The sequence below is a fragment of the Candidatus Thioglobus sp. genome (assembly GCA_028228555.1).
In the GTDB taxonomy this organism is placed as follows: domain Bacteria; phylum Pseudomonadota; class Gammaproteobacteria; order PS1; family Pseudothioglobaceae; genus Thioglobus_A.
Map to the genome: position 1 here is coordinate 265,485 of JAOJBP010000001.1, position 19,964 is coordinate 285,448.

Annotated in this window: 23 protein-coding genes and 2 tRNA genes; 15 read left to right on the forward strand and 10 right to left on the reverse strand. The window is 38.6% G+C overall.

The window, feature by feature from the left end:
* The 8 genes from N9Y32_01420 (at nucleotide 1) to N9Y32_01455 (ending at nucleotide 5,576) form a co-directional block, all read left to right on the forward strand.
* Complete coding sequence (locus N9Y32_01420) at nucleotides 1–933, forward strand: cytochrome c oxidase subunit 3 (protein MDB2589674.1); 933 nt, start codon at nucleotides 1–3, stop codon at nucleotides 931–933.
* A 72-nt stretch (nucleotides 934–1,005) separates the two neighbouring features.
* The gene (locus N9Y32_01425; GenBank protein MDB2589675.1) at nucleotides 1,006–1,236 is read left to right on the forward strand and encodes a twin transmembrane helix small protein; all 231 of its coding nucleotides are present in this window, start codon (nucleotides 1,006–1,008) and stop codon (nucleotides 1,234–1,236) included.
* Nucleotides 1,233–1,919, forward strand: a complete 687-nt coding sequence (locus tag N9Y32_01430) for an SURF1 family protein (GenBank protein MDB2589676.1) — start codon at nucleotides 1,233–1,235, stop codon at nucleotides 1,917–1,919. The genes N9Y32_01425 and N9Y32_01430 overlap by 4 nt, the downstream gene beginning before the upstream one ends.
* Before the next feature lie 179 nt (nucleotides 1,920–2,098).
* Nucleotides 2,099–3,517, forward strand: a complete 1,419-nt coding sequence (gene ccoN / locus N9Y32_01435; protein MDB2589677.1) for a cytochrome-c oxidase, cbb3-type subunit I — start codon at nucleotides 2,099–2,101, stop codon at nucleotides 3,515–3,517.
* Nucleotides 3,518–3,530: 13 nt separating this feature from the next.
* Nucleotides 3,531–4,262 carry a cytochrome-c oxidase, cbb3-type subunit II gene (gene ccoO, locus N9Y32_01440; GenBank protein MDB2589678.1) on the forward strand — a complete coding sequence of 244 codons (732 nt, stop codon included), beginning with the start codon at nucleotides 3,531–3,533 and terminating at the stop codon, nucleotides 4,260–4,262.
* Nucleotides 4,262–4,408 carry a cbb3-type cytochrome c oxidase subunit 3 gene (locus N9Y32_01445; protein ID MDB2589679.1) on the forward strand — a complete coding sequence of 49 codons (147 nt, stop codon included), beginning with the start codon at nucleotides 4,262–4,264 and terminating at the stop codon, nucleotides 4,406–4,408. The genes ccoO and N9Y32_01445 overlap by 1 nt, the downstream gene beginning before the upstream one ends.
* 12 nt (nucleotides 4,409–4,420) lie before the next feature.
* Nucleotides 4,421–5,344, forward strand: a complete 924-nt coding sequence (gene ccoP, locus N9Y32_01450) for a cytochrome-c oxidase, cbb3-type subunit III (GenBank protein MDB2589680.1) — start codon at nucleotides 4,421–4,423, stop codon at nucleotides 5,342–5,344.
* 156 nt (nucleotides 5,345–5,500) lie between these two features.
* Nucleotides 5,501–5,576 (forward strand) — tRNA-Thr (locus tag N9Y32_01455).
* Between the two features lie 291 nt (nucleotides 5,577–5,867).
* Here the strand turns inward: N9Y32_01455 and N9Y32_01460 are convergent.
* The 3 genes from N9Y32_01460 to N9Y32_01470 all read right to left on the reverse strand — a co-directional run bounded on the left by N9Y32_01460 (nucleotide 5,868) and on the right by N9Y32_01470 (nucleotide 9,818).
* Entirely contained in the window at nucleotides 5,868–6,593 is a 726-nt protein-coding gene (locus tag N9Y32_01460) for a Crp/Fnr family transcriptional regulator (protein ID MDB2589681.1), read from the reverse strand.
* A 380-nt stretch (nucleotides 6,594–6,973) separates the two neighbouring features.
* On the reverse strand, nucleotides 6,974–7,549 hold the full coding sequence (gene lolA, locus N9Y32_01465; protein ID MDB2589682.1) for an outer membrane lipoprotein chaperone LolA: 576 nt from the start codon (nucleotides 7,547–7,549) through the stop codon (nucleotides 6,974–6,976).
* A complete protein-coding gene (locus tag N9Y32_01470) occupies nucleotides 7,542–9,818 on the reverse strand; it encodes a DNA translocase FtsK 4TM domain-containing protein (protein ID MDB2589683.1) in 2,277 nt (758 codons plus the stop codon). The genes lolA and N9Y32_01470 overlap by 8 nt, the downstream gene beginning before the upstream one ends.
* Nucleotides 9,819–9,900: 82 nt before the next feature.
* Here N9Y32_01470 and trxB point away from each other — a divergent pair, with 82 nt between their 5' ends.
* From trxB to N9Y32_01485, 3 genes are all read left to right on the forward strand, one after another.
* Nucleotides 9,901–10,845, forward strand: coding sequence for a thioredoxin-disulfide reductase (gene trxB, locus N9Y32_01475; GenBank protein ID MDB2589684.1), 945 nt, complete (start codon nucleotides 9,901–9,903; stop codon nucleotides 10,843–10,845).
* A gap of 45 nt (nucleotides 10,846–10,890) precedes the next feature.
* Nucleotides 10,891–10,966 (forward strand) — tRNA-Phe (locus N9Y32_01480).
* Between the two features lie 136 nt (nucleotides 10,967–11,102).
* Nucleotides 11,103–11,531: a hypothetical protein gene (locus tag N9Y32_01485; GenBank protein MDB2589685.1), complete on the forward strand. Its 429-nt coding sequence runs from the start codon at nucleotides 11,103–11,105 to the stop codon at nucleotides 11,529–11,531.
* Nucleotides 11,532–11,616: 85 nt separating this feature from the next.
* Here the strand turns inward: N9Y32_01485 and N9Y32_01490 are convergent, their stop codons facing one another.
* On the reverse strand, nucleotides 11,617–11,757 hold the full coding sequence (locus tag N9Y32_01490; GenBank protein MDB2589686.1) for a hypothetical protein: 141 nt from the start codon (nucleotides 11,755–11,757) through the stop codon (nucleotides 11,617–11,619).
* Between the two features lie 373 nt (nucleotides 11,758–12,130).
* Between N9Y32_01490 and N9Y32_01495 the strand changes: the two genes are divergently transcribed.
* Nucleotides 12,131–12,376, forward strand: coding sequence for a hypothetical protein (locus N9Y32_01495; GenBank protein MDB2589687.1), 246 nt, complete (start codon nucleotides 12,131–12,133; stop codon nucleotides 12,374–12,376).
* Nucleotides 12,377–12,379: 3 nt separating this feature from the next.
* Here N9Y32_01495 and N9Y32_01500 read toward each other — a convergent pair whose 3' ends face one another.
* The 5 genes from N9Y32_01500 to N9Y32_01520 form a co-directional block, all read right to left on the reverse strand.
* The gene (locus N9Y32_01500; protein MDB2589688.1) at nucleotides 12,380–12,775 is read right to left on the reverse strand and encodes a hypothetical protein; all 396 of its coding nucleotides are present in this window, start codon (nucleotides 12,773–12,775) and stop codon (nucleotides 12,380–12,382) included.
* A 321-nt stretch (nucleotides 12,776–13,096) separates the two neighbouring features.
* A complete protein-coding gene (locus N9Y32_01505) occupies nucleotides 13,097–13,654 on the reverse strand; it encodes a YecA family protein (GenBank protein ID MDB2589689.1) in 558 nt (185 codons plus the stop codon).
* On the reverse strand, nucleotides 13,651–14,613 hold the full coding sequence (locus N9Y32_01510; GenBank protein MDB2589690.1) for an aspartate carbamoyltransferase catalytic subunit: 963 nt from the start codon (nucleotides 14,611–14,613) through the stop codon (nucleotides 13,651–13,653). The genes N9Y32_01505 and N9Y32_01510 overlap by 4 nt, the downstream gene beginning before the upstream one ends.
* Nucleotides 14,610–15,029 carry a Holliday junction resolvase RuvX gene (ruvX, locus tag N9Y32_01515; protein ID MDB2589691.1) on the reverse strand — a complete coding sequence of 140 codons (420 nt, stop codon included), beginning with the start codon at nucleotides 15,027–15,029 and terminating at the stop codon, nucleotides 14,610–14,612. Before ruvX ends, N9Y32_01510 begins: the two co-directional genes overlap by 4 nt.
* Nucleotides 15,026–16,219 carry a lytic murein transglycosylase gene (locus tag N9Y32_01520; protein MDB2589692.1) on the reverse strand — a complete coding sequence of 398 codons (1,194 nt, stop codon included), beginning with the start codon at nucleotides 16,217–16,219 and terminating at the stop codon, nucleotides 15,026–15,028. The genes ruvX and N9Y32_01520 overlap by 4 nt, the downstream gene beginning before the upstream one ends.
* A 12-nt stretch (nucleotides 16,220–16,231) precedes the next feature.
* On the opposite strand from N9Y32_01520, the gene N9Y32_01525 reads away from it, so the two are divergent.
* From N9Y32_01525 to crcB, 3 genes are read left to right on the forward strand one after another with little or no spacing between them, the layout of a single operon-like run.
* Nucleotides 16,232–17,173 (forward strand): FAD:protein FMN transferase, encoded by a 942-nt coding sequence (locus tag N9Y32_01525; protein ID MDB2589693.1) that lies wholly within the window; start codon nucleotides 16,232–16,234, stop codon nucleotides 17,171–17,173.
* Nucleotides 17,170–18,411, forward strand: coding sequence for a replication-associated recombination protein A (locus N9Y32_01530; GenBank protein ID MDB2589694.1), 1,242 nt, complete (start codon nucleotides 17,170–17,172; stop codon nucleotides 18,409–18,411). Before N9Y32_01525 ends, N9Y32_01530 begins: the two co-directional genes overlap by 4 nt.
* Nucleotides 18,408–18,800 carry a fluoride efflux transporter CrcB gene (crcB, locus tag N9Y32_01535; protein MDB2589695.1) on the forward strand — a complete coding sequence of 131 codons (393 nt, stop codon included), beginning with the start codon at nucleotides 18,408–18,410 and terminating at the stop codon, nucleotides 18,798–18,800. Before N9Y32_01530 ends, crcB begins: the two co-directional genes overlap by 4 nt.
* On the opposite strand, the gene gshB is transcribed toward crcB, so the two are convergent.
* The gene (gshB, locus tag N9Y32_01540) at nucleotides 18,793–19,743 is read right to left on the reverse strand and encodes a glutathione synthase (protein MDB2589696.1); all 951 of its coding nucleotides are present in this window, start codon (nucleotides 19,741–19,743) and stop codon (nucleotides 18,793–18,795) included. The genes crcB and gshB overlap by 8 nt on opposite strands.
* Between the last annotated feature and the right edge of the window lie 221 nt (nucleotides 19,744–19,964).

A 19,964-nucleotide genomic window follows, 5' to 3' on the forward strand; every position in this document is an offset into this window, starting at 1 on the left:
ATGAACGAAGAAGAATATTATGTTCCAGAAGGAACCTACTGGCCAATTATTGGCTCAATCGGCGTATCAACATTATTTGTTGGTTTTGCTAATCAAATGCATGGTGTAGAATGGGGAGCCTCAGTAATGGCGCTTGGTTTTGCAATTACAGTGTTCATGATGTTTGGTTGGTTTGGTCAAGTGGTTAATGAAAGCACAAGCGGGATTTATAATAAGCAAGTCGATCGCTCTTTTCGTTGGGGTATGAGCTGGTTTATTTTCTCTGAAGTGATGTTTTTTGCAGCTTTCTTTGGTGCATTATTCTATGCAAGAGAGCTTTCAGTTCCGTGGCTAGGCGGCGCAGATAATAATATCTTTACTCCAGATTTGTGGAATTCATTTAGTGCTTCATGGCATCAAATGGCATTCATGGCACCAGGCTCTGTAACTGATACTGCTCTGCAGTCAGGCACTGTATTGAGCTTCCCTGCTGTTCCTGCTAGTGGCATTGAAACTGCAACGCCTGCAATGGTTGTTAATCCATGGGGCTTACCAGCACTTAATACTGCTTTACTACTAGCTTCAGGCGTTACGCTAACTTATGCCCACCACGCGCTACGTGCTGGTAATCGCAACCAGATTGTTGGTTGGTTAGTAGCTACCATCGCTTTGGGCGCTGCTTTTCTAGGCTTCCAAATTATGGAATATGGCCACGCTTACCAAGATGGCCTGAAATTAACCTCTGGAATCTACGGCTCTACTTTTTATATGCTGACAGGCTTCCACGGTTTCCATGTAACTGTTGGTGTGATTATGTTGACTGTTATTTTATATCGTGTTCAGAAGGGGCATTTTAATGCAGATAACCATTTTGGATTTGAGGGTGTCGCTTGGTATTGGCACTTTGTAGACGTAGTTTGGTTAGGTCTATTTATTTTTGTTTACTGGCTATAATAGTTAGTTAGAACAATAAAAAGGCCCCTTTATTGGGGCCTTTTTATTACAAGAAAATATCGGGAGTTGTTTATGACAGAATTTGTTATTGTTTTAATTGTTATTGCCATATTAGTGGCGCTAGGTTTTGGCTTAATTGGAATGGTCAGGGGCGGCAAAGAGGGCTCTGATAAAATGTTTAAGTCATTAGTTACAAGAGTGTCTTTATCTGTTTTATTATTTATACTAGTATTATTTTCTGGTTATATGGGATGGATTGAACCTAATATGATAATGGTCGATGCACCTATTGCACAAAAATGATTAAACGTAGTTTTATGTTGCCAGCAGTTTTGATTACTTTAACGTTCGCAGGATTAGTGTCGTTAGGCTTTTGGCAGCTAGATCGCGCAGATGAAAAACGAGCTATAGAGAATGCTATAGTTTTAGCCCAATCAAGCCCTGCTAAACTTTTAAAACCTGAGAATATAAATTCTAAAGAGCATTATAAAGTGCTGCTTAATGGTTATTTTGATTCGGATAAACAGTTTATCTATGACAATCAGATAGTTAATAGTAACGCGGGCTATTATGTTTTAACGCCATTTATTTTAAATAAAAATTCTGCGATTTTGGTTAATCGAGGTTTTGTACCCTGGTATGGAAAACGTGACGAACTTATTGATATCGTCATAGATAGTCAGCCAAGAACAATTGAGGTTGGATTAATTAAACCTCAAAAGCGTATTCAATTAACAGCACAAGACATTAATACGAGCTTTCCAATTTTAATTCAGTCTCTGGATCTAGATCAATTTTCTTTGTTATCTGGCTATCAGTTCGTCCCTATGCTGGCGCAATTGGACGTCAATGCTAGCAATGGTTTTTTCAGGCAGTGGAAGCCGTTTTACGGCAGCATTGACAAGCATTTAGGCTACGCTTTACAGTGGTTTTTAATGGCGTTTGTTTTGCTATTTATCTCCTTGAGGCTTCTTAGAAAAGAATAACTAAGCTACATTGACCGCTTTTAATTCTAGCGCTTAAAAAATTCTATAAATTGATTTATATCAAGAAGCTCAGTGAAATTTGACGGTATCATTAAATCCAATGTAAAATAACATACCGACTTAATTGAACCATTAAGATTAAAGTTGTTAATTAAATAATAAAATAAAGAGGAATATTCATGAATTTATCAGAAAAGTATGACTTAAGCGTCGTCAAATGGTTTACGATCATGTCTTCTGTTTATTTGGTAATAGGCACGTTAATCGGTGTGTATATTGCTGCTGAGCTGGCATTTCCTTACCTTAATGATTTAGGCACGGATCTTCCATATTTTCAATTTGGTCGTTTAAGACCGCTACATACAAATTCAGTAATCTTTGCCTTTGGTGGTTCAGCACTTATGGCGGCAGCTTTTTATATTGTTCAAAGAACTAATCAGGTTCGTCTTTGGTCTAACAAAATGGCCTGGTTTACATTTTGGTCGTGGAATACTGTTATCGCACTTGCTGTCATTACACTGCCTCTAGGATTAACTCAGTCAAAAGAATATGCCGAGCTTGAGTGGCCTATCGACATTTTGATTACGCTATCTTGGGCGTCATATTTGTACAATTTCGTTATGACTATTCATATTCGTGACCGTAACAAAGTGCCACATGTTTATGTAGCAAACTGGTTCTTCTTGGGCATGATGGTGATGGTCACTTACTTACATGTGGTGAACAATCTGTCAATTCCAGTGGACTGGTTTAAGTCTTACTCAATTTTCTCCGGTGTACAAGATGCTATGATTCAATGGTGGTGGGGGCATAATGCAGTTGGATTTTTCCTAACTGCAGGCTTTTTAGGCATGATGTATTACTTTGTACCTAAGCAGGCAGAGAGGCCAATTTACTCATATCGTTTATCAGTTATTCATTTTTGGGCCCTAATGTTTGGTTATGTATGGTTGGGCGCTCACCACTTGCAATACACTGCGTTGCCAGATTGGGCCGGCTCTTTAGGCGCAACTATTTCACTGGCAATGATTATTCCATCATGGGGTGGTGCGTTAAATGGAATTTTGACCTTATCAGGTGCATGGGATCGATTGCGTGAAGACTATATTTTGCGTTTTTTAATTATGTCACTAGCTTTTTACGCAATGTCTACTTTCGAAGGTCCAGTAATGGCGGCTAAAAATGTTAATGCATTGTCTCATTACACTGATTGGACTATCGGTCATGTGCACTCTGGCGCTTTAGGCTGGAACATTATGGTGGCTTCGGGTGCGCTTTATCATATGATTGAAAGAATGTACAACATTAAACTTAATCAAAAACTATTAGCAACGCATTTCTGGATTCATACGATTGGTACGGTTACATATATTGTTGCCATGTGGGTTTCTGGCATCATGCAAGGCTTGATGTGGAGAGCTTATGATGAGTATGGAACATTAGCGTATACATTTGCAGAGTCTGTATCTGCAATGCACCCTTACTATGTCATGAGAACGTCAGGCGGCGTATTGATTCTTACCGGCGCAATAATCATGCTAGTTAATATTGTTAGCACGATTCGCAAGTCGAATTCATTACAAACAGCTAGCGCATAAGAGGGGATAGATAATGTCAAATCATAACGGAAAAGAAAGCATACAAGCAAAGTTTGAAAAGAACATCTTTGCTATGTACTTGTTTATGGCTCTAGCAGTTTCATTAGCGGGTATCGTACAAATTGTACCTTTATTCACTAATCCGGAAACGGTCAAGGATGAGGTTATATTAGCTGATGGCACTACTCAAAGTCTTTTATGGCAAAGAGCCGAAGGCCAGACTTTAGATGATTGGAAGCCAGGTGATGGTGTGCGTCCAAATACGCCATTAGAGGTGGCTGGTCGTGACATCTATCAACGTGAAGGGTGTTATTTATGCCACTCACAAATGATTCGTCCATTTAGAGATGAGAAAGAACGCTACGGGCACTTTTCATTAGCGGTAGAGTCTAAATATGACCATCCATTCCAATGGGGCTCTAAAAGAACAGGCCCTGATCTAGCTCGTTTAGGCGGTAAGTATTCCGACGAATGGCATATTCTTCATTTGCGCCATCCTCAGGCTTTAGTGCCAGAGTCAGTAATGCCTAAATATAAATTCTTAGATAATGCGATGGTTGATGGTGATGAGATTGCTACGCATATGAAAGGCCTGTCTAAAGTTGGCGTCCCATATACAGAGACAGATATTGCCAGCGCTGCACAAGCTGTGAAAGGCAAGACTGAAATGGATGCTATGGTTGCATATTTGCAGTCATTGGGCACAATGATTAAGTTTGAGAACGGCGTTACTTACCGCGAATAATGACTTTAATTGATAAAATTGGCGCTGTTACAGCTGTTGTGGTATTTGTTTTATTAGCCGCCGCTTATTTTTATTCTTTCAGGCCAAAAAATAAGCAAAAATTTGAAGACTTACGAAATTTCGTTAATGATGATGATGAACGTTAAGAGGAACAGATAATGAGTAAACATGAAAACCCCTACCCAGGTGAAAATAATACAGGACACTTTTGGGATGACGAACAAGACTTAAGAGAGCTAAACAACCGTCCGCCAAGATGGTACATGCAAGCTATGTTTATTGGGCTTGTAGCGGTTGTTGTTTATTCATTCTACTATCCAAGTATCCCTTGGTTTGGAGAGCATTATAAGGGTACAGCAGGATGGACTCAAATTACAGAGATGGATGAAAGCGTTGCAGAGCTTGAAGCTTATCGTGAAAAGAAATTTGCAGCAACCGAACAAGCCATTGCAGACTCTTCACTAGAAGACATTATTCGTGATGAAGAACTAAAAACCTATGCAGTTAAAACAGCTAAGACGTTATTTGGTGATAATTGCGCCGCTTGTCATGGCGCTAGTGGCCAGGGTAATGAGGGCTTTCCAGTCTTAGCTGATGATGATTGGTTATATGGTGGATCATTAGCTAAGATTGAGCAAACACTTATCATTGGTCGTAAGGGTAACATGCCAGCCCGTATGCTTGGTATTACTGATGAGCAGGCTGATGAACTAGCAACTTTCTTAATTGAAACAGGCAAGGGCTCCCAAGGTAAACCTAACCCTGCTTCGAAAGCACTTTACATGAGCAAGGGTTGTATTGGTTGTCATGGTCCAACATTGGCAGGTAATCAGATGCTAGGCTCGGCTAATTTGAGCGATAGTATTTATCGTTTTAAGGCAGAAGACCAGCATGCCTCGGTTGTGCGCACGATTCTTCATGGAGTTAACCAAGGTCATGATGCGCAAACCCAAGACGCGGTAATGCCAGCATTTGGCCAGTCTAGTGTGATCGATGCAGTACAACTTAAGAAGCTTGTGGTTTATGTTCATCAGTTAGGCGGTGGAGTTCCAGTTCCAGCTATTAAGTCAGAAGCTAAATAGAACAAAACTTACTTATATTTTTACTAGGAAATATAGGCAATAACATCAATGAAACACCTCTTGATTAAGGTATTTTTTTAGTCTATAAAAATATATAAAATACCGAGCTATTTTTTTAATAGTAGATGTAACTTCTTGGTATAATTTGCGTTTATTGCCGAAGTAGCACAGTTGGTAGTGCAACTGATTTGTAATCAGTAGGTCGCCAGTTCGAGTCCGGCCTTCGGCACCATATTCAAACCCATAGCATTTGCTATGGGTTTTTTCGTTTTTAAATCCGATAAACCATAGTATTAATATTAACAAAAATCAAATAAGGAAATGATTGGCGGATATTGATAAGGTTTTTTTGAGAAATATTGCTTGTTTTCGAAAAACCAGAAATTTTTGACAGAAGAGAGTGAAAGTCTAATAAATAGCCCTAATTTATGCCTCAAACAGCTATTTACAGGTTATTTTCGATACAAAAAATGGTATTTAATATAGAAAATCAGTTGATTTTCATTATTTCCGAAATAATTGATTAAGTGTGCAGGCAATGATCTGTTTTGAAAAAGGCACAATTAGATCCAGTCACTGGATCGCAATAGGTGCAAAGTTCATCACCATTATCGAGTAATATTTTTTTATTATTTAAAACAATGCCGTCTTTTTTTAGCTCAGACAATGCTCTAGAAAAAGACTCTGGCTGCATTCCTAAATAAGCAGCCGTTAAGGATTTTGAGTAAGGCAACTCGAAAGTGCCATTAGCTTTAGAATGTACTAAATACCAACCAACTTTTTCTTTGGCAGTTTTTAGCTGTAATACTTCCGCACTAAGCATCAGGCTTTGGACGCTTTCAGCTAAATATTGAACAATATTTAGCGAAAATTGATGATGCTCAGCCATGGCTTTGGCAATAGCCTCTTGTGGAAAGTAAAATAAAGTGGTTTTTTTAACAAAAACCGCGGTTACATCATAATGAGGTGAAAAATGCATAGGTGAAACAACATCTTTAAGGCCAACTATTTTCAAAACAAGCTCATTGCCTCGTTGATCAATTTTTGTCAATTTAAACAGGCCATCGAAATTAATATACAGTCTAGAATGTTCAGTAGAGCTAAAGGAAGCAACCTCGCCTTTTTGAAAATACTTAATTTTCAAAGCCGCAAATAAGCCCCCTAACGCTTCTTGAGTTAAATTTTTAAAAATAGGTAGACTAAGAAGATAACCATGATATTTATCGATATATTTTTGAGTGGGAGTCATGTGGCTAAATTGTAGCAGAAAAAAGAAAAATATGGCTCAAATTAAACAATATATTGACCTAAATCAAGGAATCTTAATTTATTCTTGATACAATTGTAAGCCTCTCCCCGGGGTTAATCGAAAGATTAGCCCCACCCTATTAAACCAAGCCCTTGTTATTTTTCAGCACTCACTGAGTAAGATTATCAAAAGCAAGTAGCGCTAAGCAACGAACACAATGGTTCAATTTCTTTGTATTGCCATATTCCATATTGCGATACTATGTGTTTTTATTGTGGTTGTAATAAAGTCGTTACCAAGGATAAAGCCAAATCAGGGCCTTATTTGGAAGCCCTTTTTAAAGAAATCGGTAGACAATACTGAAACCCAGTTTTCTAAAATTATCTAATAACGTCAAAACCAGGCGCTAAGTTCAAGGCAAAAATACGTTCATTTAGCTCAGGATTAAGGATTATTGCGCTAAAGACAACCTGAATTGTTTGACCTAGTTGGTTTGTTAATCGAATGGCGTTCAATGTCTTGTTGCGAAATCCAAAACTTAGCTGATTACTCTTCTTAGTTTGATACCAATTAACCCCTAGCTCACTATGAGTGAACTGCGGTAAATCTTGTAAGTTTTCAGGGCGATTCATCAGCCAGTATAAAGGAGTATTTTTTAAATCATTTGTGGCTTGCTGGCTTGCCTGTTCTAATTCTGTATCAATGAGCCACAACTCATGATTATTTAGCAATAATGTTTGCTCAATTGGCGTTTTGGTTTGCCAAACAAAAGAATTGGGGCGCTTAAAGTGTAGGTAACCAGAGGTCTTAGTTAAAGGTGTGCTTGACTCACTAAGGGTTTGTTGAGTGAAGTCTGCGCTAAGTGTTTCAAACGAATTAAAAAAATCACTAAATTCACTATTTGCTATCGCCATGCTGGAAAAGCATAGGGCTAAAGCAGCCAGAAAATTAGTCATCTGTATTAATCGGCTCTGGCGCAAGCACTTGGCGATTGCCCGCACTGTTCATGGTGCTTACAACACCCGCTGATTCCATATCTTCGATAATACGAGCCGCTCGGTTGTAACCAATACGCATACGGCGCTGTAAGCTTGAAATAGAGGCCCTGCGTGACGAGGTAACAATTTGAACAGCGTCATCATATAAAGAGTCTAATTCCCCACCAGGCGTTGAAGTTGTGCCACCAGTACTATGAGAATCTTGTGATTCACTATGTGCATTTAAGACGCCATCAAGATAGTTAGTTTCTGAACTTTCTTTTAAGAAATTTACCACACGCAAAATTTCATCATCATCAACAAAAGCGCCATGTACTCGAGTTAGATGTGCCGCACCGGGACTCATATAAAGCATATCGCCCATACCTAGTAATTGTTCAGCGCCACCTTGGTCGAGAATGGTGCGAGAATCTACTTTACTTGAGACTTTAAAAGCAATTCTAGTTGGTATGTTAGATTTGATAAGACCAGTTATAACATCAACACTTGGACGCTGAGTAGCAATGATAATATGAATGCCAGCAGCACGCGCCTTTTGAGCCAAACGTACAATTAGAGCTTCAACGCGTTTGGCTTTAGTACGATCCTCTTGAGCCAATGCGCCCAGCATATCGGCGTACTCATCAATCACCAGCATAATAAGTGGCAATGCTTTTAGCTCTTGTGCTTCTTCACCTTCCTGTGCTGTATTTTTATTAAAACTTGGGTCTAGTAAGGGCTCACCCTTTTCTTTGGATTTTTTAAGCTTCTCATTAAAGCCATCAATATTTCGAACACCGAATCTAGCCAGTAATGAATAGCGACGCTCCATCTCATTGACACACCACCAGAGTGCTGATGCTGCCTCATTCATGTCGGTAACAACGGGTGTTAATAGGTGTGGGATATCTGCATATATAGCTAATTCAACAATTTTCGGATCGATCATGATAATGCGAACTTCATCAGGCTTGGCTTTATAAAGCACACTTAAGATCATGGCATTCAACCCTACCGACTTACCCATTCCCGTAGCACCAGCCACCAATAGATGAGGCATTTTTGCCAAATTGGCAACAATAGGTTGCCCATTAATGTCTTTGCCTAAGCCCATAGAAAGCGGAGAGTGAGATTTTGAGAACTCTTCAGACGCAAGCACCTCTTTAAGGCTGATCATTTCTCGTGTTTCGTTAGGAATTTCCAAGCCGATGACAGGCTTGCCAGGAATCACGTCAACAATACGCACGCTCTCAACCAATAAAGCACGAGCCAAGTCCTTATTAAGATTCATGATTTGTGATACCTTGACACCTGGTGCCAAGGAAAGCTCAAACTGAGTAACAACTGGCCCTGGAGTAACCGTTGTGATGGTGACGTCAAAACCAAAATCTTTAAGCTTTAGTTCAACTTGTCGGGACATATTTTCCAATACCTGTTCAGAAAAACCACGGGTATTGTTAACGGGCTCGTCCAGTAAATCTAAGCTAGGCAGGCCTGCAATTGTTGTTGTGTTAAATAAATTTGAAGAGGCAGCTTTTTTTATTTTCTTAACTTGAGCCGCCTTAACCTTGGCGACAACACCTGGTCTTTCTGTCGGCTTAGGTGTGATCTTAAGTTTTTCTGGTTTGTTGAGTTTAGCTTTGGCGCGTCTTTGTTGAATGTTGGTAAAAAAAGCACCCAGCGTACTACCAGTAAAAGAAAAAATATTAATCCAAGAAGCGCTAGCAACAATACTAAAACTCACCATGATAATGCCCAGATAAACAATAAACGAAGCGCCACCAAACAGAACACCAAAGTAATCGTGCATGCTAATACCAAGATAACCTCCTGAGGAGCCCATATTGGCGAAATTTTGAGCAAGAAAGGCACTGCTAAAAGCAATTAGAACAATAAGAGCAAAATTTCGGATTAATATAATTGTCTTGGGCGACTTGGGTTGCTCCGCACTTTTATGAACACACCAGCCAAACCAGCTAAGTGCTATTGGAATGATATAGGCACTAAAACCCAGAATAGATAAGGAAATATCACTTAAATAGGCACCAAAGATGCCGGCCAAATTAGCAACTGATGCATCAAGGGCTACGTCGCCAGACCACGGGTTTTCGTGGGAAGAATGAGTAAGTAGTGCTGCTAAATAAATAAGACCAATCGCGACAAGCGCAATAAAGAGTATCTCACTACTGGCTTTTGTGCGTGGCTTTTGACGGTTTTTTTTTACTTTGATTAATGTATTTTTTTTCAAGGGGATTTGCTCTTGCTCTATAATGTTTGAAACTAAAAGGCTGATTTTGGTCTGGTTATAAGTATAAAGGATTGGAGTATAAATGAGTGAAAATAAACATTGTAAGGTATTGATTGTCGGTTCAGGTCCTGCAGGTTATTCAGCAGCTGTTTATGCAGCACGTGCGAATTTAAGCCCAGTGATGGTTAGTGGCATGGAGCAGGGTGGCCAGCTAATGACAACCACTGATGTGGATAATTGGACTGGAGATGACGAGGGTGTTCAAGGGCCTGAGTTAATGGAGCGCATGAAAAAACATGCCGAGCGTTTTGATACTGAGATTATTAATGACTATATTACGACAGTTGATTTTTCAAAACGTCCATTCACTTTAAAAGGCGGCTCTACAACATATACTGCAGACTCAGTTATTATTGCTACGGGCGCATCAGCTCGTTATTTAGGCCTGGATTCTGAAGAGACCTTTAAAGGCAAAGGTGTTTCAGCTTGTGCAACCTGTGATGGATTTTTCTATCGTGGCCAAAAGGTTGCAGTTATCGGTGGCGGTAATACAGCAGTTGAAGAAGCAATGTTTTTATCTAATATCGCTGATCATGTCACCATCGTTCATAGAGGAGAGAAGTTCTCTAGTGAAAAAATTCTATCTAACCAGCTTATTGAAAAATCAAAAAACGGTAACATCAGTATTGAGTTCAATCAAAACTTAGATGAGGTGTTGGGTGACGATATGGGAGTTACTGGCCTTCGTTTAAAGAATAATGATGGCAGCACTAAAGATATTGACGTTCACGGCGTGTTTATTGCGATTGGACATACGCCAAATACTGGCATATTTGAGGGGCATCTAGAGATGAACCACGGCTATTTGCAAGTACAAAGCGGCACTCAGGGTAATGCAACACAAACGTCAGTAGAAGGTGTATTTGCAGCAGGCGATGTTGCAGACCACATTTATCGTCAAGCGATCACTTCAGCTGGCTCAGGCTGTATGGCAGCTTTAGATGCTGAGAAATTTTTAGGCGAATAGTTTTTTATAAAGCACAGGATTTATTGGTATAATTCTGACTTTTACGGCCGCATAGCTCAGTTGGTAGAGCAAGGGATTGAAAATCCCTGTGTCCCTAGTTCAATTCTAGGTGCGGCCACCACATTTAAAACCCTGCAGTGATGCGGGGTTTTTTTCGCACATCATTCTTTGTGTTTCTCACAAATAGAATTTGATTGATAAGTATTTTGGCGAAATATTGGCAAACTAATGTCTATCTTTAAAATATAATATTTAATATGCTTAAAAAGTTTAATAAATTATCAGTAACTTTTCTACTAGTCTTTTTTTCATTTAGCTCTCAAGCGTCAACTGGTCAGGACTGGTTTGACGCTCCTTTAAAAGAATGTTTTGAAGCAATTGAAGAAGGAAAGTTTATAGATAAATTTAGAACTAAAGTACTATTAGTAGTTCCTGTTGAATATAATTTCGGATCTAAAGAGCTTCAGAAGAAATATGCAAAAAGAAGACATGTAAAAGAGTGTGGAGTGAAATCACTTAACTTTTTTCATGATGATAGGGAGTATTCACTTAATAGAGTAATGAAATCCCATAAAAGTGGAGGTGCAACTTACAATTGTCCCAGGTTAAATGCTAAAAGTTATGCTTTTTGTGAGTATGCGAAAGCGAAAAATGTTAAGGGTGTAAGACCGACCACTAAGAGATAATTTCTTAATAGCTTTCAAACATTTACTAGCTATATAAAAAAAGCGCACCAAAGGGTGCGCTTTTTTTATATAAGCTTTTAAAAGACTATACGCCTGGCATGTAATTCATTACTAGGCCAATAATGATTAAAGTCAGAAATGCACCAGCTAGCATGGCCATAGCCACACAAACTTGGGTTATTGCACATTTTGGTGAGCCGACCTCTTGTCCATCATATTTCATCATATCTATTCTCTCCTCAAGATTAAAATAAGTAAATATATTGCTACATTTTTAATATTAACATAATTGAAATTATTAGCATGACTATCACTATGGGCTAATATTGATATCTAACAATATGAGTTAAATATTTATTATAGAAATGCGCTGAGATAACCTTAGATTGTAGCAGTTTGTTATTTAGGGATAAGAAAGTCAATACGAAATATAGCTATATATGAAACTTTATAAATCTATATTATAAAATTATTATATTAATTAGTTGACATATTATGATTTCATGATATAATATCTCACATGTCGGCACTTTCCCCCAAGAAATATTCTCTCCTCAAGAGATTAGGTGTCGGCATACTAATTAACTGAGACAAACATTATGAAAACAATTTTAAACTTTATAGCCATAACAACATTAGTAGTTACAAACGTTTCTGCTGAAGTGGTTACACCCTATGGTGTTTTTAATCCGTTAGCTATGTTTGATGCCTCAGCAAATAATAAAACATCTGAACTAAACTCAGCGTTTTATAACTATGGCAATCAAGGATATGATTTTGTAGTGAATTCCGCACCAGCTATTGTGCCGACAAAACCGACACAACTTGCAAGTTTAGATCGTTAAGAGCTAGTAGACGACTGCTGCGTTAATCGCTACCGTGCTAGGCATGGCTAGCAAATCACTTTTTACTCGAATATTTAGATAACTCTTTGTTGGTTCGTTCAACATTCTGGCGGTAAAAGTATTGTCATTGTAAGTTAGCTTAACTCGATAACCTTTTAATACTTTTGCAGCTTCCTTCTGGTATCGCACATTCCAACATCTGTGAACGCCATTACTACAAGGCTCAGTTATTTTTTTTAAAGTGTAATTCATGTAGATCGGTTCAATATTGACAATATCAGCTTTGATAATCTCAGTTTCATGATTAATAGCTGAGGCGCTACCGATGAAAGTAGCTAGTAAAATAATGGTAGTGGCAATCTTTTGAGCGGGGAAACTTGAAACTATTTTCTTTAACATTAATTGTTTAGCCTTTTTTTATAAAAATAATCATAAACTATATTATATATTTATAATATTATGATATAATGATTCCAGAAGATCATTATTCTCTCCCCCGAGACATATTTAATGATTTTCTATTAGGTAGTCGTTTTTTTATTCTCCTCAAGTTTAGTTAGGCGGCTACCTCCTCCTCAAGATTTAATCCCCTTTTTCTTTGTGCCATGATATACACTTGCAACAGCTTTGCAATACTATCATTAGAGCATAATTTTATGATATTGTTATATTACTATCAGCTAAAGTATTTCGCCAAATACAGTGGCTAAATTTAAGTAATTAATGCAGTGTTTCTGGACTGATATAGTCCTGTTTAGAGGGCTGTAAGGTTTCTTGAATAAGCAATGTTCCCATGCGAACAAACTCTATAATTTCATTAAGATCTTGTGCATTTTGCTCGTTATCAAGTAATTCAGCATCAAGTTTTGAAATTTCAGAAAAATCTTTAATCATTTCAAGTGCATCTTCATCGGTTGTTGAGACTTTTTGAAGCCCTAGGCCAACTAAATAACCTTGACACCATTCAATCAGTGTATTGGCTTGTTCACTAAGTCTAGCGTCTTCATCCGCAATTAATATTTGAAATTCAAGTGTTTCATCATTTAATTGGGACAATGTTTCATTGAAAATTTGAGCCAACTCCTCATGAGCTGATTTTTCAGCAATATTGCTTAGATCAATACTAACCAAGACCTCATTCAGCCAATCATCCAGGCTTAGATCGGGCTTGACACAAGCAAAGCCGCATAAAATTCCATGAGCACTGGAAATGGTGTCATCGGTATTAAGTTTGTGCAGGGTGGATTTAAGCGAGTCGTAGTCTAGTTGATTATTCATGAATTATGCGCCAGTGTTTGCATGACTGCCATACGTATGGCGATACCATTAGTAACTTGTTGTAGGATGATAGACTGAGCACAATCGGCAACCGCAGAATCAATCTCAACACCTCGATTAATCGGTCCTGGATGCATTACTAAGCAGTCCTTTTTAGCCAATGCTAAGCGTTCTGGAGTGAGGCCAAAATTATCAAAATACTCTTGCTCATTAGGAATATCGGCTTCGATCATGCGTTCTTTTTGAAGACGTAAAACAATAATAACGTCGCAATCTTTAAGTCCATCATCGATCTTGTCAAAACACCTAATCGCCTCACAGCGATTTGAATCATGCTGCAATCCTTCAGGCGCAATAAGTCGAATGTCTTTTGTGCCTAGTGTTTTAAGAGCTTGAATATCTGAATGAGCAACACGAGAATGGGTGATATCTCCTACGATAGCAACAGATAGCTCTTCAAAATTTGGTTTATATTGACGAATGCTAAGCATGTCTAACAAGGCTTGGGTCGGATGAGCGTTGATACCGTCACCTGCATTAAGAATCGACACGCCTTCTAAATATTGAGCAACATGATGTGGCAATCCAGATTGTTTATGACGAATAACAAACATATCAATTTGCATAGCCTTAAGTGTACGCATGGTATCCATCAATGCTTCATTTTTCTTTAGAGCGGAGTTTGCTAAGTCAACGTTAATGACATTAGCACTGCTGCGCATGGCCGCAATCTCGAAGGTGTTCCTGGTTCGTGTTGATGGCTCAAAAAATAAGTTAGCAACCGACATGTCATCTAATGCTTTAGATTTCTTTAAATTGCCTTTGCTGTCAATGAGATTATCAGCCTTATCAAGAATACTGATTAAATGAGATTTAGATAGACCTTCAAGGCCTAAAAGATGGATTAACTTGCCAGAATCATCTAGTTGGGCTTGATTGCTGATCAAATCTTTATTCATGAATCTCCTAGCCAGGTTTGTAATATTAGCGCTGCTGAGCGCTTATCCACCTCACTGCGACTTGCATTCTTGTGATGGTGATTATATTTTAGTTGTTTTTTGGCTTCATTTGATGATAAATGTTCATCGATAAAAACGGTCTCAATATTGTAACGTTGAGTAAGTTTTCTGCCAAAGGATTTAGCAATAAAGGTCATCTCTTGCTCCTTTCCTTCCTTGTCATAAGGCACGCCAACAATAAACAAATCAACCTTATGTTGGCTAATGATAGTGTCAAACGCCGTCCAATTAGTGGCGCCATTTTTGTGGTGTGACACCACATCTATGCCACTGGCTTGCGATATCAAACTATTCGCAATGGCCACGCCTGTTCGCTTCGTACCAACGTCAAATCCTAGATACGTTTGTATCTTCATTTGAGTTGTTGAAATAATTGATAACCAACATAGCCATCGATTGGTAGTTGATTGGCACGTTGATATTCACGAGCTGCATTGCGTGTTTTAGGACCAGATATTCCATCTGGTTCGCCTGTGTCAAAACCAAACTGGTTTAATTGAGCCTGTATTTGCATAATGTTTTCACGGCTCAAAGAAGGCTCTTTAATTGGCGCAGCATAGAGTTTATCAGTGCCGGCTAGTCGATCGGATAAATGACCTACGGAAAGAGCGTACAAAATAGAATTATTCCAACGCAGAATAGCACGGAAATTTGGATAAACTAAAAATCCAGGACCTTTAAAGCCCATAGGAAGAATCAATGAGGCTTTCATAGTGGAGTTAGGCAATGACTTGCCATCGGCCATTTTGACGCCTAAGGTGCGCCACTCATTGACAGTTTTTTTTACACTAAGTGTGGCTAATTGATAGTCAAAAGTCGATGGGATGCTAACTTCTCTGCCCCAGCGCTGTCCTCGTACCCAACCTATTTCTTGTAAAAAATAGGCAGCACTAGAAAAGATGTCTTGAGTATTGTCCCAGAGGCCTATTTCTCCATCTTGATCTGCATCCACACCATAGGCCGCCACATTGGTCGGCATAAATTGAACATTGCCCATTGCACCCGCCCAAGACCCTTTAGCATTTGGCGGTATTTTATGCTCATCAATCAAGGTAAGCAAAGTAAGTAATTGCTCGGTAAAAAAATCACGACGACGCCTGTCATAACTAAGAGTTGCGAGAGATCGAACTAAATTTAAGTTGCCTGTATTGCTACCATAGTTGGTTTCCAACCCCCAGAAAGCAACAATAATATGAGGTGGGACCCCATATTTTTGATAATTTTCTTGAAGTATTTGCTGATGTAGCTTAAGCTTTTGATCACCCTTATTAAGGCGATATTCACTGACTCTAGAGCCCAAGTAACGCCAGAAATTTTGACTAAATTCAGCTTGGGTCTGATCAAACTTAATGACTTTTGGATTAGGTGTTAACTCCAAAAACACCTGGTCAAGTGTTTTTGTAGAAACACCTCTGGAAATGGCTTTTTGACGTATATCTAGTAAGAAATCCTCAAAGCTTTGGCTCTCAGGCACAAATTTTGGCGCTAGGGTATCATTGGCAAACGCCCAGCTAGAAAATAATAAGCAAAGTATCAATCTAAACATGACAAAATTATAATGCCTAAGCCACTCATCATCTTTGTCTTTTTAGGGTTAAGTGCCTGTCAACCAATTCTTCAAAATGATGAAGTTAAAGGCAGTACTATGGGTACTTCTTACATCATAAAGACTCAAAATGCCCACATTGATAAACGTCAGATTGACCAACGTCTAGATCAAATTAATAAAATCTTCTCTAGTTGGGATCAAAGCTCTGAGCTTTCTGTATTAAATCGCCAATCTATTGGGGAGTCAGTAAATATTTCGAACGAGATGGTCTTTGTGTTACAAGAGGCTATTAAGGCCCATAAGCAAACAAATGGATTTTTCAATCCCGTAATGGGTAATTTGATTGATATTTGGGGCTTTGGATCGGTTGATGCTGAACATAGGCCTGGTAAAGTAGCAATTGAAAATGCATTAGAAAAATCCTCTATTGAACTATTAACCTTAAATGGATCAAAATTTGAAAAAAGTGCAGATATTAAAATTAATTTATCAGCCATCGCTAAGGGATATGCGGTTGATGAGATAGCTGAAATATTAAAAAGCAAGAACATTAAGCGATTTATGGTGGAAGTTGGCGGTGAGATTAAAACCCAAGGCAGTTGGTTAATTGGTATTGAAACACCTTTAGGACAAGCACCTGTTGCTGTTGAATTGGTTAATGAGTCTATCGCAACATCGGGTAATTATCGCCAATTTTTTGTCTGGCAGGGTAATCGCTATGCCCATATCTTAAATCCACATACTGGCCTGCCCGTAAGTAGTGATCTATTTTCAGCGAGTGTTATTCATAAAAGCAATATGTTGGCAGATGCCTATGCAACAGCAATGATGGCAATGGGACATGCTAAGGCCGTTAAAATGGCTCAAGAGCTAAATCTTAAAACTATACTAGTTTTAAATAAATGTGACAACCCTTGTTTGTCGGAAAATATTATAAAGATTGGATTATGAAGCCACTTGCAGAAACACTTAGACCAAAAGACTTAAAAGATTTTTGTTCGCAAACTCATTTATTAAACGACGCTCATCCACTTAAACAAGCCATTAACAATAAGCAGCTGCATTCAATGATTTTGTGGGGCCCATCGGGTGTTGGAAAAACCACCTTGGCGCGTATTATATGCGCCCAAGTTGAGGGTTATTTTGTTCAGCTTAGTGCGGTTTTAGATGGCGTTAAAGAGTTAAGAGTGGTGATTGAAAATGCCAAAAAATATCAAAATATAGGCCAATCAACCATCCTATTTGTGGATGAGATACATCGGTTTAATAAAGCACAACAAGATGCTTTTTTGCCACATATTGAATCTGGTTTAATTACTTTAATTGGCGCCACTACAGAAAATCCATCCTTTGAGTTGAATTGCGCCTTATTGTCTCGCGCCAGTGTGTATGTGCTCGAAGCGCTGGATGAGACTGGTTTAATGCAGATATTGCAGCGATGTATGGTGCATTTGAATTTGACACTAGATCAGGATTCGCAAGAAAAAATTGTGGTCAGTAGTTCTGGTGATGCGCGCCGTTTGATTAATATCGTTGAAAAAATAGACCAGGCAAAATTAACTCAACTGGATTCACAAAGTATTGGCCAGTTTTTACAAGACAAGGTTTCTAATTTTGACAAGGGTGGAGATATTTTTTATCAACAGCTTTCTGCCTTTCACAAGTCTGTTCGCGGGTCTAGCCCTGATGGCGCATTATATTGGATGGCAAGAATGCTAGTAGGTGGTTGCGATCCCAAAACTATCGCCAGACGCCTATTAGCTATAGCTTCAGAAGATATTGGCAATGCAGATCCAAGAGCGCTTGAAATCTCGTTAAATGCTTGGGATGTATATGACCGAATAGGCGATAAAGAAGGTAATCGTGCTATTGCTCAAGCCGCAGTATATTGCGCCGTTGCGCCTAAGTCTAATGCGCTTTATAAAGCCTTTAACCAGGCAATGGTTGAGGCTCAAGAAACGCATGATTTACCCGTGCCAAAACATTTATGTAATGCACCAACAAGGCTTATGAATGATTTGGGTTATGGACAAGGTTATCGTTATGCTCATGACGAAGTAGACGGCATTAGTCATGGTCAAACATATTTTCCAGAGACATTGGGTGAGTCATGTTACTATCAGCCAATTGATCGAGGGCTAGAGATTAAAATCGCACAAAAACTTAGAAAAATTCGAGGAGAATCATGACATTTTTACCCACTGTTTTAGCCATTGGCATCGGCGCCACTATCGGCGCTAGTTTGCGTTATTATTTAACTCAATTTATGAATGCCACCATGGGATCTGCTTTTCCTTATGGCACCTTAAGCGCCAATATTATTGGTTCTTTCTTGGCAGGTATTTTGGTGGTGGTTGTTATAGAAAAAGCGGCCTTAAATGAAGTTTATAGACTCATGTTGTTAATTGGGTTAACAGGCTCTTTAACCACCATGTCAACCTTGTCTTGGGAGTCGGTAGAGATGATTAGCTTAGGTCATTATGGACAGGCTGCGATTAATATTTTATTTAATGTGGTACTGTCTTTAATAGCAGCAGGTTCAGGTGTTGCTTTGACTCGGTATTTTTTTTCTAATTAAGTTTTTGCTCAATCGCATCAAATAAAACGCCGGCAATATTAAGATTAAATTGGGTATCTAGCTCGCGAATACAAGTTGGGCTAGTGACATTAATTTCGGTGATATAGTCGCCAATCACATCCAGCCCAACAAACATAAGGCCTTTGTCTTTTAGGGTGGATGAAATTTGGTCGCATAAGTAGCGATCTCTTGGGCTTAATGGCTGTCCAACGCCAGTTGCACCTGCAGCTAAATTACCTTTAAAGCTACCTTCAGCTGGCATGCGTGCTAATGCATAATCAATGGGTTGGCCATCAATTAGTAAAATGCGTTTGTCCCCTTGGGATATTTCTGATAAAAATTCTTGAGCCATAATAGGCGAGCTACCATGATGGGTTAAATAGTCTAATACTTCAGTAATGTTAGCATCACCTTGTTCGAGCTTAAAAATATCTTTTCCACCCATGCCATCCAATGGCTTAACCACACTAATACCTTGTTTTGCAATGAATTTTTTTAGTTGATCTTGGTTGCTACTAACCAGTGTTTTGGCGATACAATGTGGAAAATTAAGCGCAAAAAGCTTCTCATTGGCATCTCGTAAAGATTGAGGCTTATTTACGACTAATACGCCTTTTTTCTCAGCTTGCTCAAGAAAATAAGTAGCATATATATAGCTCATATCAAAAGGTGGATCTTTGCGCATAAGGATGATATCAAAGCTTTCAAGTGATAACTCGACTTGCTCTTCTTTATCGAACCAATGTGTAGGATGATCAAAAACTTGAGTTCTGGCACAGGTAGCAAATATCTCTGAATTTTTTGCAAACAAATTATGGGTATCAAAGGTGTAGATTTCCCAATTTCGCTTAGTAGCTTCTAACATCATCGCTAAAGAGGAATCTTTATAAGGTTTAATGTCTTTGATGTCATCCATCACGACGGCAATTTTAATTGGCTTCATGATCTATATTATAGGTTATGTATGACCAGTTTGCCAAAGCTTGACTTAAGTTGTTGATAAATCACAATAAAGCATGTTAGAATAAAAAACTGAGGAGAAATAAAAAGCTTGGCATATACCACCCTAACATTAGAACATCCAGAAACCAAAGAAGTCCGGCATGCGCCTGTGGGCTTTTCATGGACTTCATTGTGCTTATTTTTCTGTCCAGCAATTTATCG